Here is a 12,262-nt window from a genome sequence, read left to right as displayed (position 1 = left end):
TCGCAAAGTTACGGGCGGCGCCTGAACTGGCTTTATCTTCGAAAGTCGATTGTGCAGTGGATAATCACCACGGCAAGACAGGCTTCGCACGCGAAGCGAACACAACGACTTGCAGTCGCTTTTGCTCTGGCTTTTGCTTTTGCTCTTCATACGGGCAGGTTCAGACGCCGCAATTTGCGACTTCAGAAGGCCGAGTGGAGGCGCCTGTAGGGGCCGTGCGCAGCACCTTCGGCGTAGCTGAAGAACGCGAGCCGTAGACTTGCGAAGCAAGTCGTAGTGCCGCGTGGCCCCGGAAGGTGCCGTAGCGAGGGTACCCGAAGCGCAGCGTAGGGCCGTATGCAGGAGCGAGCGGTTTTGGTTCCTTTTGCCAAGACAAAAGGAACCCGCCGTAAAGGCGGAAGGGGCCGGCAGCGTCGCGGCATCAATCGGATAAGCCCACAGCCTCCACACCCCAGCCCAATCCAACCCTGGCCCGCGCCCCCCCGACAATCCGTGAAGAACCTTTTTTCTGACTCGCGAAGGTAGATTAGCGAGAAGGTGCTGAAGCGCCGTCGAGGAAAAGCAGTTCCAATGTCTGAACGGACGTAGCGCTGGCCGCCCGCCCGCGGCGCTCGGCATCGACGATGCCGTACACCATACTCAAGAACATTTCAGTGAATACGGCAGCGCTGATGTCGATGCGAAAAGCGCCTGCCTGTTGGCCGCGCAGGAAGAAGGCATCCAGGGTGTCCGCATACGCCCGCCATGGGCGACTTGCATCACTCTCGTCGAATGAGTCCGGACGGTACTGGAACAACAGGAAGATCATCATCTCTCGATGCTTGAGGTGTTCGACAATGAGCCGATGGAGGGCCGTTACCGAGTCGGGATTGTCCAGGTCAGCATTGTCTATGACTTGAGTGAGGATCTGTTCCCCGTAGTTTTCCAGCATGCTCACCAGATTGTCACGGGTTCCACAAAAACGGTGCAGGGTAGCCTTGCTGACGCCTGCTGCCTCTGCCAGTTCCTTCAATGTGGCGCGGGGGTGGACGACAATCGCATCGGCCAACGCTTTGAGCAGACGCTCGTCGGTGATCGGGAGGTGCATCAGAATATTCCACACTGCCTGTTGTGCGACCATTGTGAAGCAAACATGGGTATATGACACCCATTTGATCAAATAATGATTCAACTAAGGCATTTTGGAATGCACTGGTTCTGACGACCACTTCCAGAATCTCATGATGCAAATCAAACGGGGGAGCAAGGATTGCACGAGCCTTGTGTTGCAACTGCCCACTCCAAAAGGGAGGTGTGGAGCCGGGTTGCTTGCTGCATAAGCTGGGGGGGCTGCAGAGAATGGATTACCAAGGAGAATAATAATGAAACGATCATCGCGACTGGCGCTTGCCGGAGGCGTTTTTGCGGTTTCATGCCTGACGGCCGCGTTGCAGTCCTCTTTTGCCCACGCCACTCAAAGCATTGCTGGGCCGCAAGCGCAGGAGTTTTCGGACCAGGATGTCAGCGACGCCTATATCTATTTGCTGGGTCGTCTGCTGGTGCTGCGCCAACAACAGCTGGATTTTCAGCAAGGGATGCAGTGGAACCAGCTCGTGCACCGCAAGCCGGGGGATGTCGAATGGCCCAACCCCAACCTGGATGTTGCCTATTCGGAAGCCTGGCTAGCCCTGGACGAGCGCAGTTGCGTGCAGATATCGGTGCCGAAAATCACCGATCGCTACTACACAGTGCAATTCCTTAATGGCTGGGGCGAGACACTGGCCAATATCAATGAGCGCAGTCAGCCCGATCATCCTTATGGCGACTTTGCGGTGTGCCTGAAGGACGCAAACGTTACGCTGCCCGCTGGTGTCAAGCGCATCGATCTGCCGGCACGCACTGCGCGCATGCTGTCGCGGGTGGAGCTGGGGGCAGATGCGAAACAAGCCGAGCGGCTGCAACAGCAGTTCACCTTGCGCCCTACCGGCACGCCCACGCTGCCGGCTGTTCCAGAGGCGCTGATGTTCGAGCTGAGCACGTTGCCTGGCGTGGAGGCATTCGACAGGGCTGAGGTTGCCCTGCAGGAGCCGGACCTGAATCCCGGCATGCAAGGCGTGCAGGCCAAGGTTCGGGCAATCGCCATGCAGGTTGCAGACCCGGCCGCGCGCGCGCATATCGATCAGCAGGTCAGAACCCGTACCTATCCTGCACTGGCCAGGTCGGCGGTCACGCTCGGGCCGGGAACCGTGCGCAACGGCTGGATGCGCCCGGCAGTCTCCGGCGCGTACGGCAGCGACTATCTGACCCGAACCCTGGTCGACTATGGCGGCATCTGGGCCAACACCCAGCAAGAGGTTCATTACTTCCGGGCGGCCGTAACGGGCACCGGCGAGTTGCTCGAGGGTGGCCAAAGCTATTCCCTGACCATCCCCGCCGACCAGTTACCGCAGCATTTCGCCCGCTACTTCTGGTCGATCACCGCCACCGATGCGAAAAACTTTCGCGTGTTGCCCAATCCGCTGGGACGTTTTCTGCTCAACAACCAATCGGACCTGAAATACAACGCGGATGGTTCGCTGACCCTCTATTTCGGTCCGCAACAGCCGGCAGGCGTCAACCAGGGCAATTGGCTGCCGACTGCCGCGGGACAGCCATTCAGGCTGGTACTGCGCTATTACGGCGCCAAGGGCGCGGTCGCCGCTGGCACTTATTTCCCGCCTGCGCTGGTCAAGCGCTGAAGTGCTTCCAGGCCACGGCCACAGCGCCGCGGCCATTGCCATTATAAGGACAAGAACAATGAATCAATTGAAAGCACTGGTGGCGGCGATCGCACCCTGATCAACCCCGCCGACCCGCAGGACCTGACAAAATTGCCGCCTTGCAGGATGCCATTGTCGCCAGGCAGGACGGTGGGCCTGGGCAGTTCCAGGTGCCGAACTGGGACGAAGCCAGCCGGGCGCAAGTAAGAAAGAGTTTGTTGGCGCTGGGCTCGACCCTTACTGATTCGCGCGGCATGTTCGGCAAGCGTGAAGACGTCGACCCTGTACGCCACCTGATCGGCAGTGCCATGGCCTGGGGCGGCAACCCGGAGAAAGACGCCTACTACCAGGTTGTGACGCCGCCGCTTAATGATGGTAATACCCCTTACCAGCTGGATGTTTCCGATGTGCCTGCAGGGGCTTTCTGGTCCATCAGCGTTTACAACGCGCAGGGGCAATTCCAGAAAAATGACCAGCAAGCCTATGCATTGAATAACTTCACGGCGCGCAAAGGTGAAGACGGTACGGTGTCGGTTCGCTTTGGCGGGTGCACGGCGACGGTTGCCAACTGCTTGCCGATCATGCCGGGCTGGAACTACATGGTGCGTTTCTATCAGCCGGACAGGGCGGTTCTGGATGGCTCGTGGAAGTTGCCTGAGGCACAACCCGCTTCCTGAATCAAACGGCGGCCAATTGGCCTGTAGGAGCGGGCTTGTCCCGCGATTGCGGTGTGCCGGTCGCACCGCAGTCGCGGGGCAAGTCCGCTCCCACCGCCTGTTCCTATCGCACGCCTGCGTTGCGCAGGGCCGCCGGAGTGAAGTCGTTCATGCGGGTCTGCCTGCCATAGTATGTCGCATGCTTGGACTCGTTGATCATCGCCAGGACGTTGTAGCGGCCGGCGATCAGGTCATAGATGCCCTGCATGGCGTAGGCCGGAGCGCCTCGCTCGTAGTCGGTGACCGCATAGCCTTCGGCCACACGCCAGAGCTGGCCGCGACCGTCATAGTGATCGACTTCAGCGAGCTGCCAGGTGTCTTCATCAAAGTACAGGTCGCGCTTGGCATAGATGTGTCGCTGGCCGGCCTTGAGCGTGGCCTGCACGTGCCAGACCCGATGCAGCTCGTAGCGGGCCAGGTCCTGGTTGATATGGCCGGGCTTGATGATGTCGGCGTACTTAAGGCTCGGCGACCATAGTTTGTAGTTGTTGTAGGGGATGTAAATCTCCTTCTTGCCCACCAACTTCCAGTCGTAGCGGTCCGGCGCGCCGTTCATCAGGTCGGTGTTGTCGGCGGTGCGCAAGCCATCGGCACCTGAGCCCGGACCGTCATAGGCAATCTGCGGCGCACGGCGCACGCGGCGTTGCCCTGCGTTGTAGACCCAGGCAAGACGCGGCTCCTTGACCTGGTCGATGGTTTCGTGGATCAGCACCACACTGCCGGCCAGGCGCGAGGGTGCAGTAATGCTCTGTTTGTAGAAATAAAAGATGTTCTCGGCCTGTTTGGCATCGACACCTTCCATGTACTGCGGGTAGCTCAGCTCATCATCGTACTCGACGATCGAGTAGGCGCCGTTGACCTGAGGCGCCGCCTGGGCGGCCTGACGCAGCATGTTGCCACCGCGATAGCGGTTGTTGTGGTTCCAGTACACCTGGACACCGTTTTTCGGGATGGGGAAGGGGTAGTAGCGGGTGTCGGCAAAGTTGCGCAGGCCGTTGCCATCGTCGGTCAGCTCGGTGCTTACCGCGCTCTTCCTGGCGATGGCGTAGATCGCCTCGGGGACGGCGGCGGTTCGCTGGCTCTTGTACACCGGGATCTTGTAGCTGTCGGGGTAACGCTTGAACAGCGCAAGCTGGCCGGGCGTCAGTTTGTCCTTGTATTGCTCGGCGTTGGCGGCGGTGATGATGAACAGGGGTTGCTCATTGGCAAACGGATTGCCTAGAAAGCCATTGCCATCCACCGGCGCCGCACCGGGCTTGAGGCCGCCGGTCCAGGCCGGGATGCTGCCATCGGCGTTGCCTTCCTTCTGCGCGCCCAGGGGGGTGAGGGTGGTGCCCAGTTGTTGCGCTTCCTGCGGCGAGACGGCGGCGATCACGCTGGTGGCCAGCAGCGACAGCGCCAGTGCGCCAGTGCGCATCATGGTGAGAGTAGTCATGCTTGTGTTCCTCCGGTCTTGCATCAGAAATTCAGGCCAACGCTGAGCGCTACATAGTCGCGGTCGACGTTGGTGTTGAAGTCGCCACCGAAGAAGTCGGTGTAGCTGAGGCTGGTGGTGTAGGTATTGAGGTAGTCGGCATCCAGGCCGATGCTGATGGCCTTGTTACCTTCCTCGAAGTTCGGCCCGTAACCGTCGACATCGTGGGACCAGGCCAGGTTGGGCGACAGGTTGATACCGGCGAACACGTTGGGGTAGTCGAGCTTGGCGCGAACGCGGTAGCCCCAGGAACTGCTGGTGTAGAAGCCCTTGTCGTTGCATTGTTGGGCCGGATTGCTCGCGGTCGGGGTTCCGGCGTCGGTGCCGATGCAGGTTGCAAGGCCGGCTGCACCGGGCAGGATGCCGGAGCCATAAGCGGGGCTACGGCCAAAGCGCAGGTCGCTACCGTCGCTGTCGCTCAGACCGTTGATGTGGTTGTAGCCGACTTCACCGATCAGGGTCAGGCGGCTGGCGCCCATGACCTGGTCGATGAACTGGGTGGCGGTGACTTGCGCCTGGAGCACGGGCATGCGCTTGTAGCCATTGATATCGCTGCCGGCCACCGCCGCTGACGTCGGGGCAATAAAGCCGCTGGTGATCAATGGCGAGCTGGCGCTGTTGAGCGTACCGGTGAGCAGGTCGGCGGTGTTGAGCTGTAGCGGCATATTCGGCCGGTAGCTGACTTCACCGCCCAGCGAGATACCACTCAAGGTGGTCTGGAAGCTCAGGCCGTAGAGGCGGATGTCCTCGGGGTAATCGATCAAGTAGTGCGCGTTGCGCGGCACGTTCAGGGCGCTGGGCGGTGTGCCGGCACCTGTGGTGCGCACGGTGCTCAGGAAGGGGTTGCGGCTATGGTAGTTCATGGCATACGCGCCGAACTCGGTGTCATGCAGCTCGGGCAGGTACCAGCGCAACGCAATGCCGAACTGGCCGCTGTCGCGCGGATCATTGTCCTGAAGACGCGGAATGTAGACGTTGCTGTTGGCGTCCGGGGCGCCGCGGTTGTCGGAGACGCCGGGCGGCAGGTCCAGGCCGGCCACCACCAGACGGTCGTTGCAGCCCTGGGCCACGCCATCGTTGCCGAAGAAGGTGCCGCAGTTGTCCACCACCGAGTTGTCCCACTCCAGCTGATAGAACGCTTCGGCGGTCAGGTTCTCGGAAAGCCCCTGGGAGACATACAGCATGTTCACCGGGATCAGGCCTTCCTTGATCTCGGCCCCCGGACGACGCAGTGCGGCAACGTCAATGGGGTTGATGCTGTTGATCGAGTTACCGATGAAGGTGCTTTCGCCCCAGCTCACCACCTGTTTGCCCAGGCGCGCGTTACCCTGCAGCTCGCCAAGGGTGTAGTTGTGGTAGACGAAGGCGTCGAGGAATTCGGCGCCCGAGGCTTTGGCCAGGTCGTCGCGGCCGCTGTCATCGATGTCGTAGAACAACCGGTGTTCGTCTTTGAGTTCAAAGTCGTACCAGTATTTGCCGCGTACGAAGACGCCACTGTCGCCGTATTTGAGCTCCAGGTCATGGACGCCTTTGAAGATCTTCGAAAATGTTTCACCTTTCTTGAAGTTGAGGCGATTGTCGTCGACGGTGCGTGAAGACGACGTGCCGCGCTTGCCCATTGAATTGAAATTGGAAATCAGCGACGGGTCGGCACCGCGCACTGCCCAACTGGCACCGATCGACAAGGATGAGTCGAACTGGCCCTCGATTTCCCCGATGTTGAAGTCAACGGCACAGGCCGGATGGCTTGCGCCGATGGCGACTGCAGCAGCCAGCAGACTTGGCTGAAACACTCCGCGCTTTTTTGTTGTTGTCATGCGGTTCTCCAGGTTCGGATGATGTAGCGCTGGCATCCTAGGGGGGGCGAACCTGGGTGGTGTATTGCCTGATTGGATATTTCTGCGTATTACCCGAAAGCATTAGATGCCGGTGGAGGTTACCCGGTGGGAGCGGGCTTGCCCCGCGATTGCGATCTCACAGACACATCGCATCGCGGGGCAAGCCCGCTCCCACCGAGTGAGGCCGCACACTGAAAATACCTCGATTGGTGGATAGGGCATTTTCACCTCGCGCGCGAATATGACGCTGACCTTGAGCGACTTCAGGAGGCGCCGTGTCCCAGCTCCCTTCAGCAATGGCGGCCTTGCCCAGGCCCCCTTCGGCACACCTTCAGCGTGAGCGGCTTGAGGATCGGTTGCTTGAACGTACCTATCGCCTGCGTCTGCTCTGTGCGCCGGCGGGCTATGGCAAGACGGTGCTGCTCAACGATTGCATGCGTCGCCTGGACGCCGGGGCCCGGTGCCTGTGGCTGGACCTGGGCGGGCACACGCCGACCTTTGCCCAATTCTGCCAACGCCTGGCCGATGGCCTTGGCCTGGACCCGAAAGCCGCCGCAGGCGGCGATGCACTGCTCGCCCTGCTGGAAAGCAGCAAGGTGAGCTGGTGGGTTGCCTTCGACGATTTTCCGGCCGATGCCTGTGGCGAACTCAACACCTGGATTGACCGCCTGCTACGTTCCCAGGCACCAGTGCAGCTGTGGGTCAGTTGCCGGCAACGGCCAGCCTGGAAGCTGGCGCGTTTGCTGTTGGAAGGTGAACTGCTGGAGCTTGGCGCCGGGCAGCTGGCGTTCAATGGCGAAGAGCTTGAAACACTGGCCGAGCGTCTTGACCCCCTGGCCGGCCCCTCCAGCCTTGCCCACTTGTGGCTACAGACCCAGGGGTGGTGCGCAGGGGTGCGCCTGTTGTTGGGCGCAGGCGGTCGCAATGAGCGGGCTGGGGGAACCTGGATGCGCGAGTATCTGGGGGGTGAGTTGCTGGCGTTTTTGTCCGAAGACCAGCGCCAGCTGTTATTGAGCGCTGCTTACCTGCCACGGGTGTCGATCGCGTTCTGCGCACGGCTGTGGCCGGAACGCGATGCTGGCACGCTGTTGCGAGGTCTATTGCAGTCCGAGTCTTTCTTCCAGCCGCTGGGCGCAGATGGGCAATGGCATCGATTGTTGCCCGCGGTGGCGCTGGCGTTGCAAGGGGAGCTTGCCGTGGCAGAACTCAATCGCTTGCGCCTGGATGCCTGCCGGCTGTTGTGCGAAGACGGCTTCATTGACGAAGCCATCGAGCTGGCGTTGTCCACCCAACAGCCGGAAATGGCGGCCAGTCTGATGGAGCGCCTGACACTGGACTGGATGTTCAGCGAGCGCCACTTGCACACCTGGCTCAATTGGCTGACACGCCTGCCCGTGCGGACGCTGGAAAGCTCGCCGAACCTGATCTACCTGAACGTCAGGGCGCTGCTTAGCAGCTGGCGACTGGACGATGCCCAGACGCATATTGCCAGGCTGGCATGGGCAGTTCCGCAGCCCAAGGCGCGCAACAATAGTCGCCTGTTGGCCAACTGGCAGGCGCTGCAGGGCACACTTTGCGGTTTGAGCGGAGATGCCGACAGCGCACGTGAGCACTGTGAGTCGGCCTTGCAGCATCTGGAGTTGCGTGACTGGCCGTCGTCGTTTTTGTGTTACTCGACCCTGGCCCGGGTCTCCATGGCTGCGGGCGAACCGGAGCAGGCCCGCCAGTTGCTGGATTCGTCCCTGCAACTGGCACGCCGCCACCGGTGTATTGCCAGTGAAGTACTGATCAACGCTGATCGCATTCGGCAATTGATTCTCAACGATGAGCTGGCGTTGGCCGAATCGGTATTGCAGGAGTGCCTGGCGCTGGTTGCGGTCGATGGGGGCAGTCATGATCTGCTACTCAGTCGTCTGTTGTTGCTGCGCGGCGAGCTGTGTCTGCTGCGGGGCGACTTGCAGGCGGGCGAAAGTGCTTTGCGCGCGGGCCTTGAGCGTGGCACCGACAGTAGTGACCCCTATGTGCTGCATGCGCTGATCGGTCTGTCGGAAGTGGCCTCGTGCAAGGGCGAGTGGTGGCAGGCGCAGCAGCACTTGCGCAACGCCGAGCGGCACATGCAGCGCTGCCGGGTCAGCGAAGCGTGCTACAAGGGGCTTGTCGACTATCAGCAGATGCGCCTGCTGGTCCGCCAGAAGGACTGGGAGGCAATATTGCCGTTGGCACGCAATGCAATCAGCGCCGACATCGGGCGCCTGCCACCGCTGCATGCGCCGTCTTTGCCGCAACGCCTGCAACTGATGCTCGCCCTTGCCGAGCTTGGGACTGGCAAGCCGGATCATGCCGCCAAGCGCTTGCAGGCCCTGCTCGCGGCGTGTGAGCGCCTGAGTTTCCGTGGCCTGCTGGCGGAAGCGCGGGTTGCGCTGGCTCAGATCGCCAAACATGGCGGTGCGGCCTGTGTGGATGAGCCTCCGGCCTTGGTGCGTACCAGCCTTCTGGCCGACTGGCGCAACCTGGGCTGTGCGGCGACGCCGTCGGGGCCGGGCGCCCGCGACGGGCTCACGTCGCGGGAGTTTTCGGTGCTGCAGTTGGTGGCCCGCGGGCTGTCCAACCAGGAAATCAGTGAGCGGCTGTTCATCTCCCTGAATACCGTCAAGGCGCATACGGTAAAGATCAACCATAAGCTGGGGGTCAAGCGGCGTACCCAGGCGGTGATGCGTGCCCAATCCCTGGGGATGCTCGCCTGATCAGTCGAGCAGGCCACGGGCGCGGGCGATGGCAATGGCTTCGGTGCGGCCCTGGGCGTCGAGCTTGGCGCTGATGTTGCGCAAGTGCGTCTTGACCGTGTGTTCGGACAAGTGCATCTGTTCGGCGATTGCACGGTTGCGGTGACCGGCGGCCAGCAAACGAATCACCTGCAACTCGCGCGCGGTCAGTTGCAGGTCGCTCTGCGCTGACTCGCTGCCTTCAGCCGGTTCTTTCCGGGCACCGCTGCGTTGCAGCAAGTCGGCGAGAAATTCCGGGGCAATGCCCAGGTTGCTGGACGACGCCTGGTAGGTCACCGCCCAGCGCTCCAACAGCTTGACCAGTGCCGGGCCTTCCTCGAGGAACGTGCGCAGGAAACCTTCCTGGCTGGCATGGCGCAACGCGGGTGTCAGTGCCTCCAGCGCCAGTTTCTGCCGGCCTTTTCCCGCCAGGGCCATGGCCAGTAACAAGCGCAGTTTGAGTGTCCGGCGCCGCTGCTGGCGACTTTCGGCAAGTTCGATGCGGGTACGCAACTCGCCTGCGGCCGACTCACAGTCGCCGCGGGCAATGCTCAGGCGCTGGCGGGCAATAAAAGGTGTATCGGTATCACAGGCGAAGGTCAGTACTTCGGGGCGGTCCCACTCACCGGCAAGCTGTGCCGACGAGAGTGACTGCGCAGCGACATCCAGACGGCCTTCGAGGGTGGCAACGCGGGCCCGCTCAAGCCAGGCCGCGCAGAGGATGCGCAAGGAGCCGCTGCGCCGTCCCAACTGTTCAAGATCGGCCAGGTGACGTAGCCAGGCCTCACGGTTGCCGTGCTGCAAGGCGATACGTGCCAGCACCACGCGGTGGGCGATAAGGGCATCGGGGCCGCCGAGATCGAGGGCATGCTGGGGGATCTGGTTGAGCAAGGTCCAGGCTTGCGTCAGCTCATCGCCTTCGTACAGCACCAGCGCATGGAGGATGTCCAGCGTCGCCTTGGCACCTACCCATCGCCCTTCCAGGACTGCGGCCTGTACGCCGCTGGCAGCCTCAAGCCGGGCGAGGGCGGCATGGCGATGGCCCAGGGTCAGCTCCAGCGCGCTTTCAATATAGACCGCGATGCCATCCACCAGGGCGGAGCGTTCCTGAGGTGCCTGGCGAGCCATGTCGATCAGCAGTTTGCGGGCATCGTCATAGCGGCCGGTGGCAATCATGCAGAACGCCAGAGGCGTGGCCACCATCCCATATTGCAGGTTGTCACTGGGTGACAGGCGGGCGAGCTGGGCTTGTGCGGCACTCACCGCCGCCTCCAGCCGGTCGGTAAATGCCAGCAGCAGGCAGCGGATGGTATCGGTTTCCAGGCTGACCGGATTGCGTTCGATCACCTGCATGGCATCCCGGTAGCGTCGGTCGAGCACCAGCAGCCAGGCGTGGGTGAGGGCCAATCGCGGCCGCCCTTGCAATGCGTCAGCGGGCATCTGTTCTAGCCAGCGCAACATCAGGCGCAGGCGCCCGGCATCGACCAGGTCGTCCAGGTGCCGTTCCAGCAGTGGCGCCGCCTGGTCGATGGCGTTGGCGCGCATCAGGTGCTCGATAGCCGCCGCCGGGTGTTTGTGCGTGAGGTACCAGCCAGAGGCTGCGCGATGCAGTCCTTCGACGTGCCCCGGCAGTTGACGGGCCAAGGCGTTGCGCAGGAACCCGCTGAACAGGCGGTGGTAGCGAAACCACTGTTGTTGAGGGTCGGTTGGCTGGATGAACAGGTTGGCGCGCAGCAACTGTTCGATCAGACCGGCGCTGTCGCGGCGCTGGGTGAGGGCATCGCACAGCGGCGCGCAGAAGCGGTCGAGAATGCTGGTCTGCAGCAGGAAAAGGCGGATCTCATCGCTCTGCCGGGCGAGGATGTCTTCGGTCAGGTACTCGGCCAGTTCCTGGTTGTTGCCGGAAAACGAACCGACACCATCGGCCAGGGTGCTGCGGCCGTTGAACGACAGGGTGGCCAGGAACAAACCGGTGATCCAGCCTTCGGTGATGTCCTGCAGCCGCGCCACCTGTTCGTCAGTGATCGGCAACTGGCAGTGGTCACGCAGGTACGCCTGGGTTTGCTCCAGGCGTAAACGCAGGGCATCGGTGTCAATGTCCAGCACCTGCCCCTGCATGCGCAGGCGGCCAAGCCCCAGCTCGGGGTTGACGCGCGAGGCGATGGCCAGGCGGGCGCCAGGCGCCAGTGCGGCCAGCAACTGTTGGATAAAGGCCAGGGCCTGAGGGGTATCGAGTGCTTCGAAGTCATCCAGCACCACCGTGAAGCCCGGCTGTAGCCTTCCCAGTTGTTGCAAAAGCGACTGAGGGGTGGCCAGTGGATCGGCAACTGACTGGCCATCCAGGGCCTGCAACCCGGCGTGCAGATGAGCGGCCAGGCGCCTGGGGTCGTTATCGGCGCGGTCGAGATTGAGCCAGAGCACGCCTTGGCCATTGGCCAGGCAGCGCTCGCGCAGTTGACGCAACACGGTGGTTTTGCCGAAGCCTGCGGCGGCGCGGATCAGGATCAGGCGGATATCGCCGGGTGGGTCGATGCTTTGCAGTAGAGGGTCACGGGACAGCAGTCTGGCAGTGGTGCCCGGCGGGGCGAATTTTTCTGCACGGATAGGGTAGAAGGCCGGCTCCGGCTGTGCGTCTGCGGGCGCATTGCCGCCCGTTACAAGGCTCAGGCGGGCGATAAGATCCTGGCGATCGGGCATGGGTCTCTCTGGCCATGTGGGCCGCTGGTGACTAGCG

At 62.1% G+C, this 12,262-nt stretch carries 7 protein-coding genes; 3 read left to right on the top strand and 4 right to left on the bottom strand.

Going from position 1 to position 12,262, the window contains the following annotated elements:
- Window positions 1-526: 526 nt before the first annotated feature.
- Complete coding sequence (locus ACIQUS_RS23900) at window positions 527-1,087, bottom strand: TetR/AcrR family transcriptional regulator (protein WP_403052471.1); 561 nt, start codon at window positions 1,085-1,087, stop codon at window positions 527-529.
- A 274-nt stretch (window positions 1,088-1,361) separates the two neighbouring features.
- On the opposite strand from ACIQUS_RS23900, the gene ACIQUS_RS23895 reads away from it, so the two are divergent.
- Both ACIQUS_RS23895 and ACIQUS_RS23890 read left to right on the top strand, forming a co-directional pair.
- Window positions 1,362-2,717, top strand: a complete 1,356-nt coding sequence (locus tag ACIQUS_RS23895; RefSeq protein ID WP_403052468.1) for a DUF1214 domain-containing protein — start codon at window positions 1,362-1,364, stop codon at window positions 2,715-2,717.
- Between the two features lie 140 nt (window positions 2,718-2,857).
- Window positions 2,858-3,415: a DUF1214 domain-containing protein gene (locus tag ACIQUS_RS23890; protein ID WP_403052465.1), complete on the top strand. Its 558-nt coding sequence runs from the start codon at window positions 2,858-2,860 to the stop codon at window positions 3,413-3,415.
- Between the two features lie 103 nt (window positions 3,416-3,518).
- Here ACIQUS_RS23890 and ACIQUS_RS23885 read toward each other — a convergent pair whose 3' ends face one another.
- Together ACIQUS_RS23885 and ACIQUS_RS23880 are read right to left on the bottom strand one after the other, a co-directional pair.
- Window positions 3,519-4,889 (bottom strand): DUF1329 domain-containing protein, encoded by a 1,371-nt coding sequence (locus tag ACIQUS_RS23885; protein WP_403052462.1) that lies wholly within the window; start codon window positions 4,887-4,889, stop codon window positions 3,519-3,521.
- Window positions 4,890-4,912: 23 nt separating this feature from the next.
- Window positions 4,913-6,745 carry a DUF1302 domain-containing protein gene (locus ACIQUS_RS23880; RefSeq protein WP_403052459.1) on the bottom strand — a complete coding sequence of 611 codons (1,833 nt, stop codon included), beginning with the start codon at window positions 6,743-6,745 and terminating at the stop codon, window positions 4,913-4,915.
- A 296-nt stretch (window positions 6,746-7,041) separates the two neighbouring features.
- Here ACIQUS_RS23880 and ACIQUS_RS23875 point away from each other — a divergent pair, with 296 nt between their 5' ends.
- Complete coding sequence (locus ACIQUS_RS23875; RefSeq protein WP_403052456.1) at window positions 7,042-9,510, top strand: LuxR C-terminal-related transcriptional regulator; 2,469 nt, start codon at window positions 7,042-7,044, stop codon at window positions 9,508-9,510.
- Here ACIQUS_RS23875 and ACIQUS_RS23870 read toward each other — a convergent pair whose 3' ends face one another.
- Window positions 9,511-12,225 carry a LuxR C-terminal-related transcriptional regulator gene (locus ACIQUS_RS23870; RefSeq protein WP_403052453.1) on the bottom strand — a complete coding sequence of 905 codons (2,715 nt, stop codon included), beginning with the start codon at window positions 12,223-12,225 and terminating at the stop codon, window positions 9,511-9,513. It lies immediately after the preceding gene.
- Between the last annotated feature and the right edge of the window lie 37 nt (window positions 12,226-12,262).

The sequence above is a fragment of the Pseudomonas sp. NPDC090755 genome (assembly GCF_044769005.1).
Lineage (GTDB): Bacteria > Pseudomonadota > Gammaproteobacteria > Pseudomonadales > Pseudomonadaceae > Aquipseudomonas.
This window is presented reverse-complemented; position numbering and strand designations above follow the sequence as displayed.

Coding starts and splice junctions, on each gene's coding strand:
- ACIQUS_RS23885 (WP_403052462.1), bottom strand. CDS start 4,889: ATGACTACTCTCACCATGATGCGCACTGGCGCACTGGCGCTGTCGCTG.
- ACIQUS_RS23870 (WP_403052453.1), bottom strand. CDS start 12,225: ATGCCCGATCGCCAGGATCTTATCGCCCGCCTGAGCCTTGTAACGGGC.
- ACIQUS_RS23900 (WP_403052471.1), bottom strand. CDS start 1,087: ATGCACCTCCCGATCACCGACGAGCGTCTGCTCAAAGCGTTGGCCGAT.
- ACIQUS_RS23895 (WP_403052468.1), top strand. CDS start 1,362: ATGAAACGATCATCGCGACTGGCGCTTGCCGGAGGCGTTTTTGCGGTT.
- ACIQUS_RS23880 (WP_403052459.1), bottom strand. CDS start 6,745: ATGACAACAACAAAAAAGCGCGGAGTGTTTCAGCCAAGTCTGCTGGCT.